At 65.3% G+C, this 19,372-nt stretch carries 14 protein-coding genes; 7 read left to right on the forward strand and 7 right to left on the reverse strand.

Annotated features, from left to right (window positions below):
* Positions 1-3 precede the first annotated feature (3 nt).
* Both TSA1_RS26775 and TSA1_RS26780 read right to left on the reverse strand, forming a co-directional pair.
* A complete protein-coding gene (locus TSA1_RS26775) occupies positions 4-990 on the reverse strand; it encodes a phosphotransferase family protein (RefSeq protein WP_100178957.1) in 987 nt (328 codons plus the stop codon).
* Complete coding sequence (locus tag TSA1_RS26780; protein ID WP_100181351.1) at positions 987-1,775, reverse strand: enoyl-CoA hydratase/isomerase; 789 nt, start codon at positions 1,773-1,775, stop codon at positions 987-989. Before TSA1_RS26780 ends, TSA1_RS26775 begins: the two co-directional genes overlap by 4 nt.
* Before the next feature lie 178 nt (positions 1,776-1,953).
* On the opposite strand from TSA1_RS26780, the gene TSA1_RS26785 reads away from it, so the two are divergent.
* The 5 genes from TSA1_RS26785 (at position 1,954) to TSA1_RS41070 (ending at position 6,315) form a co-directional block, all read left to right on the forward strand.
* Positions 1,954-2,733 (forward strand): SDR family NAD(P)-dependent oxidoreductase, encoded by a 780-nt coding sequence (locus tag TSA1_RS26785; protein WP_100181352.1) that lies wholly within the window; start codon positions 1,954-1,956, stop codon positions 2,731-2,733.
* Positions 2,734-2,842: 109 nt separating this feature from the next.
* Positions 2,843-3,223, forward strand: a complete 381-nt coding sequence (locus TSA1_RS26790) for a VOC family protein (protein WP_100178958.1) — start codon at positions 2,843-2,845, stop codon at positions 3,221-3,223.
* A 336-nt stretch (positions 3,224-3,559) separates the two neighbouring features.
* Positions 3,560-4,837 (forward strand): acyl-CoA dehydrogenase family protein, encoded by a 1,278-nt coding sequence (locus tag TSA1_RS26795; protein ID WP_097665525.1) that lies wholly within the window; start codon positions 3,560-3,562, stop codon positions 4,835-4,837.
* A gap of 114 nt (positions 4,838-4,951) precedes the next feature.
* Entirely contained in the window at positions 4,952-5,569 is a 618-nt protein-coding gene (locus TSA1_RS26800) for a flavin reductase family protein (RefSeq protein ID WP_100178959.1), read from the forward strand.
* Between the two features lie 20 nt (positions 5,570-5,589).
* A complete protein-coding gene (locus TSA1_RS41070) occupies positions 5,590-6,315 on the forward strand; it encodes an N-acetyltransferase (protein WP_347338555.1) in 726 nt (241 codons plus the stop codon).
* Between the two features lie 115 nt (positions 6,316-6,430).
* On the opposite strand, the gene yghU is transcribed toward TSA1_RS41070, so the two are convergent.
* Positions 6,431-7,306: a glutathione-dependent disulfide-bond oxidoreductase gene (yghU, locus tag TSA1_RS26810; protein ID WP_100178960.1), complete on the reverse strand. Its 876-nt coding sequence runs from the start codon at positions 7,304-7,306 to the stop codon at positions 6,431-6,433.
* A gap of 374 nt (positions 7,307-7,680) precedes the next feature.
* On the opposite strand from yghU, the gene TSA1_RS26815 reads away from it, so the two are divergent.
* A complete protein-coding gene (locus TSA1_RS26815; protein WP_100178961.1) occupies positions 7,681-8,811 on the forward strand; it encodes a nitronate monooxygenase in 1,131 nt (376 codons plus the stop codon).
* Positions 8,812-8,978: 167 nt separating this feature from the next.
* The gene (locus tag TSA1_RS26820; protein ID WP_100178962.1) at positions 8,979-10,487 is read left to right on the forward strand and encodes an acetyl-CoA acetyltransferase; all 1,509 of its coding nucleotides are present in this window, start codon (positions 8,979-8,981) and stop codon (positions 10,485-10,487) included.
* 114 nt (positions 10,488-10,601) lie between these two features.
* On the opposite strand, the gene TSA1_RS26825 is transcribed toward TSA1_RS26820, so the two are convergent.
* From TSA1_RS26825 to TSA1_RS26840, 4 genes are all read right to left on the reverse strand, one after another.
* Entirely contained in the window at positions 10,602-11,798 is a 1,197-nt protein-coding gene (locus TSA1_RS26825; RefSeq protein WP_100178963.1) for an efflux RND transporter periplasmic adaptor subunit, read from the reverse strand.
* Positions 11,785-14,964, reverse strand: coding sequence for an efflux RND transporter permease subunit (locus TSA1_RS26830; RefSeq protein ID WP_100178964.1), 3,180 nt, complete (start codon positions 14,962-14,964; stop codon positions 11,785-11,787). The genes TSA1_RS26825 and TSA1_RS26830 overlap by 14 nt, the downstream gene beginning before the upstream one ends.
* Positions 14,965-15,133: 169 nt before the next feature.
* Complete coding sequence (locus tag TSA1_RS26835; RefSeq protein ID WP_245448417.1) at positions 15,134-17,230, reverse strand: methyl-accepting chemotaxis protein; 2,097 nt, start codon at positions 17,228-17,230, stop codon at positions 15,134-15,136.
* Between the two features lie 245 nt (positions 17,231-17,475).
* Positions 17,476-19,170 (reverse strand): methyl-accepting chemotaxis protein, encoded by a 1,695-nt coding sequence (locus TSA1_RS26840; RefSeq protein WP_100178966.1) that lies wholly within the window; start codon positions 19,168-19,170, stop codon positions 17,476-17,478.
* Positions 19,171-19,372 lie beyond the last annotated feature (202 nt).

Raw genomic sequence — 19,372 nt, forward strand, 5'->3', positions numbered from 1 at the left:
GTGTCAGCTCCCGCGCGGCGCCAGCAGCCGCAACAGATCGATCTCGGTCTCGCTGGCGCGACGGCCGATCATGGCGCGCTCCATGGAATGGTCGGGGCCCTCGCGGAACCGCTGCATCATGCCGCCGCACATGATGCCCCAGCGCAGCGTGCCCATCACTTCCCAGAATTTGACCCGCGCAGGATCAACCTTGCGGCCGGCGGCTTCATAACCGGCAAACAGTTCCTCGCGCGAGCCAAATCCGCCGACCGGCTTGTCGATCTCGCCGAAGCGCCATGAATTGACGCAGACCCAACCGAGATCCTCCATGGGGTCACCGAGATGGGCGAGCTCCCAGTCCAGCACGGCGCGGACGCCATCCGCACCGATGATGAGATTGCCGTTGCGGAAATCGCCATGCACCAGCGTGGTCTCGGCCGACGGGCCGGGATCGTGGTCGCGCAGCCAGCGCAGCGCCAGCTCGAACACCGGCTTCGGCCAGTTCAGGCTGCGATAATCGCGTTCGAACTCGGAGATCTCCTGCGTCGCACCGCGGCTGCGCAGCTCGGGCAACTTGTCCTTTGGCAACCAGTGCAGGCCAGCAAGAATGCCGCCGATCTGCCGCGCAAGCAGCGGACGCGCCGCCGCATATTCGCCATCGCGAAGGATCTTGCGCGCGATGGTCTCGCCCTCGATCCGCTGCATGATGAAGCCGGTGCCGAGGTCGTCCTCGGGAACGAGCACATGCATCACGCGCGGCGACGGCACGCCGGCCTCGAAAGCGAGCTGCATCAGCTGCGCTTCGGCGGCAAGACCCGCCGCGCGCGTCGGCGCCGCGCCATAGCCCTTCGGCGAACGCCGCAGGATCGCGCCGATGACGCCATCGGGATGCACGATGTCGAAGCGCCAGGTCTCCTGACTGGCGCCGCCCGACAATTTTGCCGCAGAGGTCGCGCCGGTCGCGCCCTTGCACCAGCGCTGAACGCTGCGGGAAAGCTCAGCCTCGATCATTTGCCCTTGAACTGCGCCGGGCGCTTCTCCAGGAACGCACCGACGCCCTCGCGGAAGTCCTGCGTATCGCCGGCGCGAAGCTGGCACTGGAATTCGAGGTTGAGCTGATCCTCGAAGGAGTTTTCGGGGCTGTCCCAGTAGAGCTTGCGGATCAGCGACAGCGCCACCGTCGGGCCGCTGGCGAGATCGCGCGCGAGCTTCATCGCCTCCTCCATCAGCACGGCGTCGTCGTAAACGCGGTTGACGAGGCCCCATTCCAGCGCCTTCTCCGCCGGCAGCCGCTCGCCCATCAGCGACAATTCGATCGAGCGCGCGCGGCCGATGAGGCGCGGCAAGAGCCAGGTCGAGCCGCAATCCGGCACGAGGCCGATGCGACGGAAGGCCTGAAGAAAGTAAGAGGACCGCGCGCATAAAATCATGTCGCCGAGCAGCGCGAAGCTCATGCCGGCGCCGGCGGCCGGACCGTTGACCGCGGTGATGATGGGGCAGTGCAGATTGCGGATGCGGCGCAGGAAGGGGTGAAAACCGGTCTCCAGCGTCAGCCCGGCTTTAGTCTTCTTCGACTGGTTATTGCGCCCTTGCAGATTGGCGCCGGTGCAGAAGGCGCGGCCGGCGCCGGTCAGCACCACGCAGCGCACCTCGTCCTTCTTCTCCTCGATCGTATCGAGCGCTTCGGCGAGGCCGCCCAGCATGTCCACGGACACCGCGTTCATCACCTCCTGATGGTCGAGCCTGAGGATTGCGACCGAGCCATCGAAATCGAGCGTGACGTGTTTGAACTGCATGGTTTCCTCGTCAGTTGCAGCCTGCGCCAGTTTCGCAGACCGGAATTCGTTTTGCCGGGGCGCATATTTGATTTTTGGCGCGGTCTTGTCCATGGTGATCAGAGCATAGCAAGCAATCTTGCGCGCAGCGGCTGATGCGCCGCATCCCATAATGTCGCGCCAAAACAGGAAACGCGCCATGAACCTTTTCGACCTCTCCGGCCGCGTCGCCGTGATCACCGGCGGCAATGGCGGCATCGGTCTCGGCATCGCGCAGGCGCTCGCGGGCCAGGGCTGCAGCGTCTCGATCTGGGGCCGCAACGCCGACAAGAACAAGTCCGCCGCCGCGAGCATGGCGGGGCTGCCGGGCAAGGTCGACGCCCGCGTCTGCGACGTCACCGATCCGGCCTCCGTCAACGCCGCGATGAAGGCGACGCTCGATGTATTCGGCCGGGTCGACGGCTGCTTCGCCAATGCCGGCATCGGCGGCGGCGGCCGCAGGTCCTTCATCGAGCGCACCGAGGAGGAATGGCGCACGATGTTCGCGACCAATCTCGACGGCGTGTTCCACGCGTTTCAGGCCGCGGCAAAACACATGACCGAGCGCGCCAATGCCGGCGATCCCTTCGGCCGGCTGGTTGCGACCTCCAGCCTCGCCTCGATCTTCGGCACGGCGCGCAACGAGCATTATGCGGCGACCAAGGCCGCGATCAACGCGCTGGTGCGCGCGCTCGGCGTCGAGCTCGCCCGCCACGGCGTCACCGCGAACGCGATCCTGCCCGGCTGGATCAAGAGCGACATGACGTCGGGCCTGATGGCCAACGAGAAATTCGTCGGCAACGTGATGCCGCGCATTCCGATGCGCCGCTTCGGCGAGGCCAGCGATTTCGGCGGCATCGCCGTGTATCTGATGAGCAAGGCGTCGTCGTATCACACCGCGGATACGTTCGTGATCGACGGCGGCTATACCGCGTTCTGAGTCTCGTAGCCCGGATGGAGCGAAGCGTAATCCGGGACCGCAAAAAGCAAGCAAGACCCGGATTTCGCTGCGCTCCATCCGGGCTACACACTCTGAGGGGAATGGGCAAATGTTCTCGCATATCATGATCGGCACCAACGATCTCGACAAGGCCAAGGCGTTCTACGACAATCTGCTGAGCACGCTCGAGGTGCGGCCGGCCAGGGTCGACGGCCATCGGATCTTCTACATCACCAAGACCGGCGTGTTCTCGGTGTCGAAGCCGATCAACGGCGAGCCGGCGACCTGCGCCAATGGCGGCACGATCGGCTTTGCCTGCAATTCGCCTGAGCAGGTCGATGCCTGGCACGCCGCTGGCCTTGCGGCAGGCGCAAAATCGATCGAGGATCCGCCGGGCGTTCGTCAGGGTCCGGGCGGCAAACTCTATCTCGCCTATTTGCGCGATCTCGACGGCAACAAGATCTGCGCGATGCATCGGATGCCGAACTAAGCTAGCCGCAAAGCCGGTGTCGTCCCCGCCTGGTGCGCAATTGCGCACGGGAGCGGGGACCCATAACCCCAGGGAGCGGTTATGGAGCGAGTTGGTCACTCCGAGTCTTCGCCAAACTTCTTCCTGTGGTTATGGGTCCCGGATCTGCGCGCGCTTGTGACGCGCTTGTCCGGGACGACACTGGGAAGATCTCTCGCCCCCCATTCAAACAACATTTCAAACGCCACGTGATATTCCATCGCGTGGTATGGCTGCGCGTGAAAATGCGCGCTCGCACTTTGGCCGGGCTGGCACTATTCTGCCGCCAGAACGATCTCAAGCGTCCCGGGAGGAACAATGACAAAACACACCTACATTCCCCGCACCACCAACTACACCCTCAACCCCGGCGACGAGCTCAACGACCTCCGCATGTCGGACCAGGTCCGGCCGCTCTACGATCACGTCAAGAAGTTCATCCGCGACACCGTCGAGCCGATGTCGATCGAGTTCGCCAAGGCCGGCGAAGGCAAGGAGGATCGCTGGAGCTTCACGCCGAAGCAGCTCGAGGTGCTGGAGAAGGCCAAGAACAAGGCCAAGCAGGAAGGCCTCTGGAACTTCTTCCTGCCCGATGACGAGACCGGCCAGGGCCTGAAGAATCTCGATTACGCCTATATCGCATCCGAGCTCGGCAAGAGCCCGCTGGCATCAGAGACCATGAACTGCTCGGCGCCCGATACCGGCAACATGGAGGTGCTGGAGCGGGTCGGCACCAAGGAGCAGAAGGAGAAGTGGCTGAAGCCACTGCTCAACGGCGAGATCCGCTCCGCCTATGTCATGACCGAGCCGAACGTCGCCTCCTCCGACGCCAAGAACATCTCGACCACCGCAAAGCTGGTCGGCGACGAATGGGTCATCAACGGCGAGAAGTATTACATCTCCGGCGTCGGCGATCCCCGCTGCAAGATCCTGATCGTGATGGTGAAGACCAATCCGGACGCGGCGCCGAGCAAGCAGCAGTCGCAGATCCTGGTGCCGCGCGACACGCCCGGCGTCGAGGTGCTCGGGCCCATGTACGTGTTCGGCCAGGACCACGCCCCGCGCGGCCACATGCACATGCGCTTCAACAATGTGCGCGTGCCGAAGGAGAACATGCTGCTCGGCGAAGGCCGCGGCTTCGAGATCTCGCAGCTCCGCCTTGGACCCGGCCGCATCCATCACTGCATGCGCACCATCGGCAAGGCCGAGAAGGCGCTCGACCTGATGGTGCAGCGTGGCCTCACCCGCGAGGCCTTCGGCAAGAAGATCGCCCATCTCGGCGGCAACATGCAGATCATCGCGCAGGCGCGCTGCGAGATCGAGGCGATGCGGCTGATGGTGCTGAAGGCCGCCAAGGCCATGGACGTGCTCGGCAACAAGGAAGCCCGGGTCTGGGTCTCCATGGTCAAAGCCATGGTGCCCGAGCGCGCCTGCAAGATCATCGACCAGGCCATCCAGATGCACGGCGCCACCGGCATCTCGCACTGGACCCCGCTCGCCGAGATGTACCAGGACGTGCGCCACCTTCGCTTTGCCGACGGTCCGGACGAGGTGCACTGGATGGTGGTGGGACGGCACGAGCTGAGCATGGCGTGATCTCAACTCGTCATGCGCGGGCTTGACCCGCGCATCCATCGAAGGGAGCATTTCTTCAGGATTGATGGATTGCCGGGTCAAGCCCGGCAATGACGACTTGCCCACGGAGCCACCATGGACTACGCCGCCAGCGAGCTGACGCCACGCGAGCGCTACAAGGTGCTGACGTCCTTCATCCTGCCGCGGCCGATCGCCTGGGTGACGACGATCGGGCCGACCGGGGTGGTCAACGCCGCCCCGTTCAGCTTCTTCAACGCCTTCTGCGAGGACCCGCCGCTTTGCATGTTCGCGGCCAACCGCAAGCCTGATGGCCGGGACAAGGACACCTTCCTCAACATCCAGGCGACCTCCGAGTTCGTGGTCAACCTCACTGACGAGCCGCTGGCGCGGGCCATGCACGAGAGCAGCGGCGACTTTCCGCCAGACATCGGCGAGCCCGATTATCTCGGCCTGAAGCTCGCGCCCTCGACGACAATCGCCGTACCGCGGCTTGCCGACACGCCCTGGGCGATGGAGTGCAAGCTCTGGAAGCTGATCGACGTCAACGACGATCGCCGCCTGATCATGGGCGAAGGCCTCCACTTCCACATCCGCGACGAGCTGTGGGACGACAAGGCGATGCGCATGCACATGGACCGCTATCACCCGATCGGCCGCATGTTCGCCGACCGCTACTGCCGCACCGATGACCGCGTGGTGTTTCCAGCGGCGGAGGGCGTGAAGACCAAATAACCGAACCCGGGAGCGCGACGATGCCGGAAGCCTTTCGCGACAACGAAGAACGTGAGCGGTTCGAGCTCGATGTCGACGGGCCGATCGCCTTCGTCACCTACCGCAAGACCGACGGCGCGATCACGCTGGTGCACACCGAGGTGCCGCCGGAACTCGGCGGCCGCGGCATCGGCTCGAAGCTCGGCCGCGCCACGCTGGATGCGGTGCGGGCGCAGGGTCGCAAGCTCTCCGTCGAGTGCGACTTCATCCGCAATTTCATGCGCAAGGATCCCGGCTACAACGACCTCCTGGCGGAGGGCGGGGATGCGGACGCTGAGCCGCAGGCGAGCTATCGCGCCGGCTGCTTCTGCGGCGCTGTCGAGGTCGAGGTCACCGGCAAGGCGATGTTTTCGGGCTATTGCCATTGCGCCGACTGCCAGGCGTGGTCGGCCGCGCCGATCAACGCGTTCAGCCTGTGGAAATCGGACAGTGTGCGCATCATCAAAGGCGAGGCGGAGCTCGGGACGTACAACAAGACCGAGCATTCCTATCGGAAGTTCTGCAAGCGCTGTGGCGGCCACGTCATGACCGAGCACCCGCGGATGCGGCTGATCGACGTCTATGCCAATCTGCTGAGGGGATATCAGCACCAGCCGACCCTGCACGCGAACTACGCGAGCAAGATGGTGTCGGTCAGGGACGGCTTGCCGAAATATGCCGATCTGCCGGCGGAGCTCGGCGGCTCCGGCGAGATGCTGCCGGATTGATCGTATGGCGGATTAGCTCGCGGCTGCGCGAAGCGCAGTCCGCTGGCGTAATCCGCCGAACGCATACTGGACGAATAATGGCGGATTACGCCTTCGGCTGATCCGCCCTACGTAGTCAGGTTGCCGGCGCCACCTTGTCCTGCGTCTTGGTCTCGAAATCGCCGGCGTCGTGGCGTTCGTGGAGCTGGCTGGCGGGGTCGCCGGAGACGCGGTTGACCATGCGGCCGCGCTTCACGGCCGGGCGCTGCGCGATCTGGTCGGTCCAACGCTGCACGTTCTTGTAATCCTGCACGGAGAGGAATTCGCCGGCGCCATAGACCAGCCCCTTGGCGAGCGCGCCGTACCACGGCCACACCGCGATGTCGGCGATGGTGTAGTCCTTGCCAGCGAGATATTCGTTGTCGGCAAGGCGCCGGTCGAGCACGTCGAGCTGGCGCTTGACCTCCATCGCGAAACGATCGATGGCGTATTCGATCTTGAACGGCGCATAGGCGTAGAAATGGCCGAAGCCGCCGCCGAGATAGGGTGCGCTGCCCATCTGCCAGAACAGCCAGGACATCGCCTCGGTGCGGGTCTTGACGTCCTTCGGCAGGAAGGCGCCGAACTTCTCGGCGAGGTAGAACAGGATCGAGCCGGATTCGAACACGCGGATCGGCTCCGGACCGGAGCGATCCATCAGCGCGGGGATTTTCGAGTTCGGGTTGATGTCGACGAAGCCGCTGCCGAACTGGTCGCCGTTGCCGATCTTGATCAGCCAGGCATCGTATTCGGCGCCCTTGTGGCCGAGCGCCAGCAGCTCCTCCAGCATCACCGTCACCTTCACCCCGTTCGGGGTGGCCAGCGAATAGAGCTGAAGCGGATGCTTGCCGACCGGCAGCTCCTTGTCGTGAGTGGGGCCGGCGATCGGGCGATTGATGCTGGCGAACTGCCCGCCATTCTCCTTGTTCCAGGTCCAGACTTTGGGCGGCACGTAGGCGGGGGCGTCGGTCATGGGGGGCTCCGGCAGAAAGATGCGTCTGCATTAATTAGCCTGGGATTGGCCGATGGCAAGGGCTCCGAGACGCATGGCCGGGCGGGCAACTCCGCGTTTTGTCATGGCAACCCCTCTCTGCCGTCATTCCGGGGCGCCCGCAGGGCGAGCCCGGAATCCATCGCGCCGCCAGGAATGCTCTCTAAGACATGGATTCCGGGTTCTCGCTTGCGCGAGCCCCGGAATGACGGCGTCACTTAGGACGCCGCAGCCTGCGGATAGAGCGCAACGTCTACACACAAGATGCCTTGCCGAATCCGGCATGTCATCGATCAGCCAGCGTCACCTCGCTCCGAGCCAAGCGAGGTGAGCGCGCAGGCCGCCGGGAGGAAGCCATGAAATCGCCGATCTGCGACATGCTGGGCATCGAGTTCCCGCTGCTCGCCTTCAGCCATTGCCGCGATGTCGTCGCCGCCGTCAGCCGCGCCGGCGGCTTCGGCGTGTTGGGTGCGACCGTGCACACGCCCGATACGCTCGAACGCGAGCTGAAATGGATCGACGATCACGTCGACGGCAAGCCTTACGGCATCGACGTGCTGATCCCCGAGAACATCTCGACCGCAGGCGAGAAGGACGTCACCTGGAAGAGTCTCGAAGCGCGCGTGCCGCAGCAACATCGCGCCTATACGCGCGACCTCCTGAAGAAATACGGCATCGAACTGACGAGCACGGAGGTCGCCGCCGATCAGCCGCAGCCGTTCGATGCGAAGACGGCGCTTGAGCTGCTCGAAGTCTCCTTCAACCATCCGATCCGCCTGATCGCCAATGCGCTGGGCGTGCCGCCGAAGGCGATGATCGAGATGGGCAAGAGGCACGGCGTGCCGGTCGCAGCCCTCGTCGGCGCCAAGGAGCACGCGCTGCGCCAGGTCGCGGCCGGCGTCGACATCCTCGTGGTGCAGGGCACCGAGGCCGGCGGTCATTGCGGCGAGGTCTCGACCATGGTGCTGGTGCCGGAGGTGATCAAGGCGATCAAGCCGATCCGCGACGTACCGGTGCTGGCCGCCGGCGGCATCATGACGGGACGGCAGATGGCGGCCTGCATGGCGATGGGCGCGGCCGGCGCCTGGACCGGCTCGGTGTGGCTGGCCACCGTCGAATCCGAGACCAGCGAAATCTTCCGCGAGAAAATGATCGCGGCGTCCTCGCGCGACGCGGTGCGCTCGAAGGGCCGCACCGGCAAGCCGGCGCGGCAGCTCCGCTCGGTCTGGACCGATGCCTGGGACCGCGCACCGGACAGCCCCGGCGCGCTGCCGATGCCGCTGCAGAGCATCATCAGCCGCGACGCCTTCAACGCGATCGACCGCGCCGCCGCAGGCGGCAACGCCAAAGCGCGCGATCTCGTCAGCTATTTCGTCGGCCAGGGCGTCGGCCTGATCGACAGCGTGAAATCGGCCGGCGCCGTGGTGCAGGAGTTCAAGGAAGAGTTCGCCGAAGCCGTCGAGCACATGAATGCGCTGGTGGAGTAGTCGTGTGTGGCCCATCCTTCGAGGCTCGCCCGACGGCGCGATGCGCCGCCGGTCTCGCACCTCAGGATGACGCTGTCCCCGTAGCCGTCACCCTGAGGTGGCCGCTTCTTCAGCGGCCCTCGAAGGGCGACGGCGTACCGAAAATCTGAAACGTGAAGCAAGAAAAAATGACCAACATCCCCGAAGACCGTATCCCTGTCATCGTCGGCATCGGCGAGATCGTCGACCGCCCCAAGGAAATCACCGACGGGCTCGAGCCGCTCGATCTGCTCGAGCAGGCGTTGCGGCGTGCGGAGGCGGACGCCGGCGCAAAACTGCTCGGCGAGGTGCAGTCGCTCGACGTCGTCAACTTCCTGAGCTGGCGCTATCGCGATCCGGAGCAGCTGCTGGCGCAGCGCCTCGGCGTCTCGCCGTCCCATTGCTATTACGGTCCGGTCGGCGGCGAGAGCCCGATCCGCTACATCCACGAAGCCGCCAAGCGCATCGCGCGCGGCGAGTGCACCGTGGCTGCCGTGTGTGGTGCCGAGGCGCAATCGACCGCAACCAAGGCCGAGCGCGCCGGCGTCAAGCTGCCGTGGACGCCGTTCGCCCATGACGTCGAGGAGCCCAAGCGCGGCGCGGCTTTCCAGAAGCCGCTGGCCGTCAAGCTCGGCGTATTTCGGCCTGTCACGGTCTATCCGTTCTACGAGGCCGCCTCCGCCGCGCATTGGGGCCAGACGCCGCGCGAGGCGATGGCGGAGTCTGGCACGCTGTGGTCGCGCTATTCGGAAGCGGCCGCGCGAAATCCCAATGCCTGGCTGAAGCGGCGCTATGCGCCGGAGGAAATCACGACACCGTCGGCGGACAATCGCCTGATCGCCTGGCCCTACAACAAGCTCATGGTCGCCAACCCCAGCGTCAACATGGGCGGCGCGCTGCTGCTAACCAGCCTTGCCAAGGCGCGGGCGCTCGGCATTCCCGAAGACAAGCTGGTCTATCCACTCGGCGGCGCCTCGGCGGAAGAGCCGCGCGACTATCTGTTGCGCGATCAGTTCTACGAGAGCCATCCGCAGAACGCGGTATTGAAAGCGGTGATGGACCTTGCCGGCGGCGACGGCAGAAGGTTCGATGCGATCGAGCTCTACAGCTGCTTCCCCTGCGTGCCCAAGATGGCGCGGCGTACGCTGGGCCTCGGCGCCGACGTGCAGCCGACCGTGACCGGCGGCCTCACCTTCTTCGGCGCGCCGCTCAACACCTACATGACGCATGCGGCCTGTGCGATGGTGCGGCGGGTGCGCGAGGGCGCAAGGCTCGGCCTGCTCTACGGACAAGGCGGCTTCGTCACCAAGCACCACGCGCTGGTGGTGGCGAAGCGAGCGCCGCGCGAGGCGCTGGCGCAGGAGACGAGCGTGCAAGGCGAGGCCGACCGCAACAAGCGCGCGGTGCCGGAGTTCGTGACGGAGGCTTCGGGCAAGGGCAAGGTCGAGAGCTTTACCGTGCTCTACGGCCGCGGCGGCGATGTCGAGCACGGCGTGGTGATGCTGCGGACGGCGGACGACCGGCGCACGCTGGCGCGGATTCCGGCGAGCGATGACGGGACGCTGGCGCATCTGCTGAATATGGATCGCACGCCGGTGGGTTCGATTGGCGAAATCGCGATGAGTGCGGATGGCGTGCCGGAGTGGAAGGTTTCGTAGGGCGGGCAAAGCGAAGCGTGCCCACGATCTGCATGTGACCCGGAAAGATTGGTGGGCACGGCGCAAGCGCCTTTGTCTACCCTACGAGACCTGCGTCCGGGGCACGAGACTGCCCTACCCCTTCGGCGCCTGCTTCTCCGACGCGGTTGTCGGCTTACCCTTGGCGCCGACCACGCGCACTGCATCGCCGTCCGAGAGGCCGTCCGGCGGTGCCGTGATGACGCGGTCGTCCGCGGCAATCCCCGAGGCGAGCTCGATCTCGCGGCCGAGATCGCGGGCGATGGTCACCGGCTTGAACAGCACCTTGTCGTCGGCACCGACGGTCGCGACACGCAGGCCGCTGCTGTTGAAGATCAGCGCGCTGGCGGGGATGCTGAGCGGGGCGGAATCGCGCTGCAGGTTCAGCTTCACGCTGGCATAGCCGCCGGGCATCAGCTCGCCTGAGGAATTGTCCAGCCCGAGCTGCATGCGCGTGGTACCGGAGGCGACGTCGACGGCCTGCGACGAGGCCTCAACCGTCGCCTGGAAATTCCGGCTCGGGTATTCCGGCAGCGTGATCGTGGCCTTGGCCCCGATCTTGATCGCCGGCACGTAATTCTGGGGCACGTTGACGTAGACGCGCAGCTTGGTGATGTCCGAGACCACGAACATCGCAGGGCCCGAGCCGCCGCCGGCATTGATCAGCGCGCCGACATCGGTGTCGCGCGCGGTGACGACGCCGTCGAACGGCGCGGTGATCTTCTTGTAGCCGGCGAGCGCTTCCAGCCGCTCGACATTGGCCTGGCCCGAGCGAACTGCCGCGTTCTTGTTGGAGAGATCGGCGGTGCGCTCGTCGATCTCCTGCGCGGAGACGAAGTTGGAGGCGACCAGGGTCTTGCGGCGATTGAGGGTCGCTTCCGACAACCTAGCACTGGCCTGCTGGCTGGCGAGGTCGGCTCTTGCCTGCAGCAGTTGCTGGTCGAGATCGGGCGCCTCGATCTCGGCGATCACCTGACCGGCCTTCACGCGCGCACCGATATCGGCGCTCCAGCTCTTGAGATAGCCGGGGACGCGGGCAAAGATCGGCGCGCGATAATAGGCTTCCAGCCGGCCCGGCAGATCGATGGTGGCGTTGAGGGCCTTGGCGCTCGGCTGCGTCACCGCGACGCTCGGAATGGCCTGATCGTCGGTCCACTCCTTCAGCTTGGAGCCCTGCTCCTCGCGGGCGCGGATGCCGGTGCCGACGACGAGACCGGCCGCGATCAGCGCCACCACGCCGAAGATGCCCAGTTTCCGGTGCGACACCGGCGAGCGGGGTTCAGTGGGCGACATGCGGGGTCTCCAATGAGGCGGCGGCTTTGGCGCCTTGTTTCTTGTGTACCATGCTGAACACCACGGGAACAAACACCAGCGTGGCGAAGGTTGCAAAGATCAGGCCGCCGATCACGGCGCGGCCAAGTGGCGCATTCTGCTCGCCGCCCTCGCCCAGCCCCAGCGCCATCGGCGCCATGCCGATGATCATGGCGAGCGCAGTCATCAGGACGGGGCGGAACCGGACGAAGCCGGCTTCGAGCGCCGCCGCGATGGGATCGCCGAGCTCGGCATAGCGTTCGCGGGCGAAGGAGATCACGAGCACGCTGTTGGCGGTGGCAACGCCCATGCACATGATGGCGCCGGTGAGCGCGGGAACCGACAGCGTGGTCCCGGTCGTGAACAGCATCCAGACGATGCCGGCGAGCGCGGCCGGCAGCGCCGTGATGATCACGAACGGATCGGACCAGGACTGGAAGTTCACCACGATCAGGAAGTAGATCAGCACGACGGCACCGAGCAGGCCGAACAAGAGGCCGGTGAAGGCGCCGTTCATGGTCTGCACCTGGCCGAGCAGCACCACGGAGGAGCCCTTCGGCACCTCCTTGGCGGTGTCGGCGATCACCTGGCGGATATCGGCGGCGACCGCGCCGAGATCGCGGCCCGAGGTCGTCGCGAAGATCTGCACCATCGACTGGATGTCGTATTGCGAGACCACCGCGCTCGAGGTCGAGCGCTTGATGTCGGCGATGCCGCCGAGGATCGGCGACTGCGAATTGCCGGCGGCGGTGATCGGCAGCGTCTGCAGCGCGCTGAGCGAATCGATCTGGTATTGCGGCGTCTGCATCACGATCGAATAGGACACGCCGTTGTCAGGGTTGAGGTAGTAGGTCGGCGCGACCTGCGAGGAGCCGGCGAGATTGACCACGAGGCTGTTGGTGACGTCGCGCTCGGTCAGGCCGACATATTGCGCGCGGGTGCGATCGACGTCGATGTTGAAGGTCGGATTGTTCGGCGATTGCTGGATACGCGCGTCGGCAACGCCGGGAATCCTGCGGACCTTGGCGAGCAGGCTGTTGGCGTAGGCGAAGTTGGCGGCAAGATTGGCGCCGCGGATCTGCAGGTCGATCGGCGCCGGCGCGCCGAAGTTCAGGATCTGGCTGACGATGTCTGCAGGAAGGAAGGCGAAGCTGACGCCGGGGAACAGGCGCGGCAATTGCTCGCGCAGCACCTTCACGTGCTCGTCGGTCGGCTTGTGGCCCTCTTTCAGCTTGATCTGGATGTCGCCGTCCTGCGGGCCGATCACGCCGGTGTTGTTGTAGGTCATGTTGATGCCGGAGATCGGCATGCCGATGTTGTCGGTCATGGTCTCGATCTCGCCCGGGATCAGCTTGCGCACGGCCTTCTGCACGTCGGCGAGCTGGTTGGCTGTCTCCTCGACACGGGTGCCGACCTGGGTGCGGACATGCATCAGGATGTTGCCGGCATCGACCGCGGGGAAGAAGTTGCGCCCGAGGAACGGCACCAGCGCGAAGGAGGCACCGACCACGCAGATAAAGCCGATCACGAACACCGCACGGTGTGCCAGCACGAGGCCGAGCAGGTCGTGATAGAAGCCGCGGATGCGCTCGAACCGCGCCTCGAATCCGCGCTGGAACCAGACGAAAGGATTGCGCGATTTCGGCGGCCCGCCTTCGTGATGGACATGGGCCTGCAGCAGATAGTTTGCCATGGTCGGCACCAGCGTGCGCGACAGGATGAACGACCAGATCATCGCGAACATCACCGCTTCCGCCATCGGCACGAACAGGAAGCGCGCAACGCCGGAGAGGAAGAACATCGGCACGAACACGATGCAGATGCACAGCAGCGAGACGAAGGCCGGCGTCACGATCTGGTTGGCGCCGTCGAGGATCGACTGTTCGACCGGCTTGCCCTGCTCCAGATGGTAGTTGATGTTCTCGATGGTCACGGTGGCGTCGTCGACCAGGATGCCGACGGCGAGCGCCAGCCCCCCAAGCGTCATGATGTTGAGCGTCTCCCCGATCGCCGACAGCATGATGATGGCGCCCAGCACCGACAGCGGGATCGACACCGCGATGATGATGGTCGAGCGCCAGCTGCCGAGGAACAGCAGGATCATGACGCTGGTGAGCAGCGCCGCGATCACGCCCTCGACGGCGACGCCCTGGATCGCGCCGCGGACGAACACCGACTGGTCGCCGATGAAGCCGATCTTGAGCGCGTCGGGAAGCTGGTCCTTGACGTCGATCACCTTCTGCTTGATGCCGGCGATGATGTCGAGCGTCGAGGTCGCGCCCGCCTTCAGCACCATCATCAGCACTGAGCGGTTGCCGTCGACATGGACGATGTTGGTCTGCGGCGGATTGCCGTCGCGCACGGTGGCGACGTCACGCACATAGACCATGGCGCCGTTGACGGTTTTGATCGGGAGGTTGCCGAGCTCGTCGATCTTCAGCGGCGAGTTGTTGAGCTGGATGTTGTACTCGAACTGGCCGATCTTCTGGGTGCCGACCGGCGTGATCAGGTTCTGCGCGGCCAGCGCATTGGCGACGTCCTGGCCGGACAGGCCGCGGGCCTGGAGCGCGGTGGGATCGAGATCGATCGTAACCTGGCGCTGCTTGCCGCCGAACGGATAGGGGATCGCGGCGCCGGGCACGGTGACCAGGGGCGTACGGAGATTGTTGATGCCGATATCGGCGAGGTTCTGCTCGGTCAGGCCATCGCCCGACAGCGCCACCTGGATGATCGGCACGGTGGACGCCGAGTAGTTCAGGATCAGGGGCGGCGTCGCCCCCGGCGGCATCTGCTTGATCAGCGTCTGCGAGATCGCGGTGACCTGCGCGTTGGCGGTGCGGATGTCGACGTTGGGCTGGAAGAAGATCTTGATGATGCCAAAGCCGTTGTAGGAATTGGCGGTGATGTGCTCGATGTCGTTGACCGTCGTCGTCAGCGCACGCTGGAACGGCGTCGTGATACGGCCGGACATCTGGTCGGGTGGCAGGCCGGTGTACTGCCAGACCACGCCGATCACGGGAATGCGGATGTCCGGGAAGATGTCGGTCGGGGTCCGCAGCGCCGCCAGCGGTCCGATGATCAGCAGCAGGAGCGCCAGCACGACGAACGTATAGGGCCGGCTCAGGGCAATACGGACCAGAGCAATCATGCGCCAGGCAATTCCAGGTCAAGCGAGAATACGGAATCTGCCCCCACGGCGATCCCCGTTTCTCCTTTACCCCGGCACCGCCGGAAACGCTAATAACCAGAACTATCCTGCATTCACGTCCCTGCTACCGCACTGCGAAATTGACATCACAGCCATGCGGCCACTTGGCTCAGGCGGCGCGGACCGTGTCCAGGAACTTGCCGACCTCGAGCTTGAGGCGATTGGAGTCGCGCGACAGCATCTGCGCTGCCGACAGCACCTGAGACGAGGCCGAACCGGTCTCGGTGGCGCCGTGCTCGACATTGCCGATATTGGCCGACACCTGCTGCGTTCCCTGGGCTGCCTTCTGCACGTTCCGCGCGATCTCCTGCGTCGCTGCGCCCTGCTCTTCGACGGCCGCCGCGATGGCCGAGGCGATCTCCGACAGCTGCCCGATCGAGCCGCCGATGTCCCGGATGGCACCGACGGAGTCCTGGGTGGCTGCCTGAATGCCGGTGATGTGCTGGGAAATCTCGCCGGTGGCTTTTGCCGTCTGCTCGGCGAGCGCCTTCACCTCGGAAGCGACCACCGCAAAGCCCCGACCGGCCTCGCCCGCACGCGCGGCCTCGATCGTGGCGTTGAGAGCCAGGAGATTGGTCTGTCCGGCGATCTGGTCGATCAGTTCGACGACGTCGCCAATCCTGGAGGCCGCTCGGGACAATTCGCCGATCCTGTCATTGGTTCGTCCCGCCTGGCCGACGGCCTCGTTGGCCATCCGCGCCTGATCCTCAACCCGCCGGCTGATCTCGTTGACGGAGGACGAGAGCTGCTCGGTCGCCGAGGCGACCGATTGGACGTTGGAGGATGCTTCGTCCGAGGCCGCAGCGACCACGACCGCCAATTGCTGTGCGCGCTCGGCAGTCGTGTTCAGTGTGCCGGCCGAGGCTTCGAGCTCGGTCGATGCGGAGGACACCGTGTCGATGATCTCGCCGATGGCGGTCTCGAATGCGCCGGCGAGCCTGTGCATGTCGGCCTTGCGCTGCTCGGCGGCGATCCGGTCCTGCGTGATCTTGGCCTCGGCTTCCGCGCGCGCCTTCTCTTCGGCCTTGACCTTGAAGACTTCGACCGCGTGAGCCATGTCGCCGATTTCGTCCTTGCGCCCGAGGCCGGGCAGGACGACGGAGAAGTTGCCGGCGGCAAGTTCGCCCATGGCGCCCGTCAGGGCGGACAGCGGGCGCAATATCCGCGAGAACGCCACCCAAAAGCTGAGCAATGCGAGAACGACGCTCGCAAGGAGGATGCCGCCGCTGACGACGAGATTTGACGTGGCTCTTGCGGCCAGCCCCGCTGCCTCGCGATCAGCATCCGCTGCGATGGCCTGACCAAGCTGCAGGATCGTGTTGATGGCGCCGGTGGCAGTCGCCACATAGTCGTCGCCTGAGATCCTGTACTCGCCCGTCTTGCCGTCTCCGACGACATCTCCGCGCAGCGAACCGTAAGTGCGGAAGTATTTCTGCTCGACGTCCTTGATCGCCTGGACAAGACCCGCCGAGACATCGGCGCGCTGGGCGACGGGTGAGATGGTCTCCCAGGCGAGCTCGACATGGCCGCGGAATCCGGACATCACGCCGATCCCCTCCGCGGTGAGTTTCGCATGGGCGCTGATTAGCCCCCCGAGGAAGGCTCGCTCGCGGCCAGCATTCTCGGCCATCTCCGCGGTGAGATGGCGAAGCCCGACAAGCCGTGTCATGGCCGCCGACGGCGAATCGGTCAACGTCTCCAGAGTCAGTCGCAGCCGGTTGGCGGCGATCTCGATGAGCTCGGTCAAGGCCGGAACGAAGGCGTCGACGACTTTAGGATCGCGCTCAGCCCTCGGCTTGACCAGATCCGCGTCGACCTTGCGGCGCAGGCTCTCGGCGCCCTGAAGCGCGCGCTCGGCTTCCGCGATCCGCGGCTCGGCGGCTTTCATCGCAGGCAAGTTGCGCAGGCGCTGTGCGGCGCCGCGGAAGGCGCGATCGGAAGCTGCGCGGAGCCGGTCGATCTCGGCGCGGCGGTCTGCAGCGACGGGCTGGGGCGCGTTCAGCGCCGCGTTGGTCATTCCCCGCTCCAGAGCCCACTGTCCGGCGCTCACGAGCAATTGCTGCGATATTCCATTGAGGTCGACGAAGGCGTGCGCCTCCTGTCGGTCGTGATAGGCTCCGACAGCCGTGTAACCGGTGGCGGCCACTCCCATCAGGGCGAGAGCCGAGACAATCAGAGGCAGGATCGTTCCAATTCGCAAGTGCACGGCTCGCTTCCCTCTCGTGAGCACCGCCCGAAAACAGCAGTTCTGCGAAAGCAATAGCCGGCAGTGGCAACTTGGGATTGTCTCACATCAAAGAACGTCGCGACCTTCACCTCTGCATGCGATTCTTCGGACCTTATGATTATCGAATCGTTGATTGCGAGGTGCGACGCAAGCCGCAAGAAAAGCTGCGATCGGTGAGATCGCAGCTTGGCAGCCCGTCATGCGCGAGCGCAGCTGATCCGCGGCTAGGCGGCGCGGACGGAGTTCAGGAACTTGCCGACCTCGAGCTTGAGACGATTGGAGTCGCGCGACAGCATCTGCGCCGCCGACAGCACCTGCGAAGATGCCGAGCCGGTTTCGGAGGCGCCGCGCTGCACGTCGCCGACATTGGACGAGACCTGCTGGGTCCCCTGGGCCGCCTGCTGGACGTTGCGGGCGATCTCCTGGGTTGCCGCACCCTGCTGCTCCACGGCCGCCGCAATCGCCGAAGCGATCTCCGACAGGCGCGCGATGGTGCCGCTGATCTCACCGATGGCGCTGACTGAATCCTGCGTCGCGCTCTGAATGCCGCCGACCTGCTGGCCGATCTCGCCGGTGGCCTTGGCCGTCTGCTCGGCGAGCGCCTTGACCTCGGAGGCCACGACGGCGAAGCCGCGTCCCGCCTCGCCCGCCCGCGCCGCCTCGATCGTGGCATTGAGCGCCAGCAGATTGGTCTGGCCGGCGATCGCGTTGATGAGCTCGACGACGTCGCCGATCCGCGAGGCGGCCCGCGACAATTCGCTGACGCGTTCGGTGGTGGCATGCGCCTGGCTGACCGCCTCGCTCGCGATCTTGGAGGAGTCCTGCACCTGACGGCCGATCTCGCGTACTGAGGACGACATCTCCTCGGCGGCGGACGCCACCGAATGGACATTGGAGGACGCAGCCTCCGAGCCGGTTGCCACCGCCGTCGCCAGTTCCTGCGCCCGGCCCGCGGTCGAGGACAGCGTCGAGGCCGACGCCTCGAGCTCGGTTGCGGCCGACGACACCGTCTCGACGATCTCGCCGATCGCGGCCTCAAAGCCGTTGGCAAGCTTGGTCATGTCCGCCTTGCGCTGCGCCTCGGCGCGGCGCTGCACCGCCTGCACCTCGTCGCGGCTGAAGCGGATGATGGTCTGCACGGTCTGAATGTTGCGTAGCGCCTCGCCAATCTCGTCGTCGCGCTCGATCACGATGCGATTGTCCAGCTTGTCCTGCACGAGGTTGACCAGGATCTCGTTGAGCTGCTGCATCGGCCCCTGGATCGCGCGCATGGTTGAGAGGCCCGCAAAGCTGACGATGGCGGTGCCGACGACGGCCAGTGCCGCCAGGATGAGGCTGGTCGAACCGCTGGTGGAAAGCGCGCCGACAATGCTGAGCGCGAGCATGAATAGCGCCTGAAGCACCATCGTCGTGACGAGGCGCGCCTTGAGCGTGCCGGTGAAGACGCTGAAGCGGTCGAGCCACGAGCGGCGGCGGATGATGCCGGCGTCAATGCGATAGCCATGCGACCTCTTTTCACGGATCGCGGCGTAGACCTCTTCGGCAAGCCTGCGCTGGTCGGCCGGCAGCTTGGTGCGAATCGAGGTGTAGCCCTTGACCTGGCCGTTCTCCCGGATCGGAGAGGCCGTCGCCAGCACCCAGTAGAAGTCGCCATTCTTGCGGCGGTTCTTGACCGCGCCGAGCCAAGGCTTGCCGGCCTTCAGCGTGTCCCAGAGGTTGTCGAACGCCTCGGGCGGCATGTCGGGATGACGGACAATGTTGTGCGGCTGGTTCATCAGCTCAGCCGACGTGAAGCCGGCGGCCGCGATGAAATCCTCGTTGAAGTAAGTGAGCTTGCCCTTGAGGTCGGTCCGCGAAACGATCAGCGTCTCGTCGCTGACGGGATATTCAACATCGGTGACCGGAAAATTCTTGCGCATGGGGGACCCCAAAGACCGGATTCAGTAAGATTTATTCAAATTGGGGCGCGCCCGGCATGAGCCGCCCTCTGCCAATTCTCGTAAATCCGATTTAACCATCCGTGAAACGTCTCGCCCGTAAGATTGCGGACAATCTCGGAAGTGCTGCTTCGAGCAATATCATGCCACCGGCAAGACGAAACGAGCGGCGCTTTTGGCGTCG

This window comes from Bradyrhizobium nitroreducens (assembly GCF_002776695.1).
GTDB classification, from domain to species: domain Bacteria; phylum Pseudomonadota; class Alphaproteobacteria; order Rhizobiales; family Xanthobacteraceae; genus Bradyrhizobium; species Bradyrhizobium nitroreducens.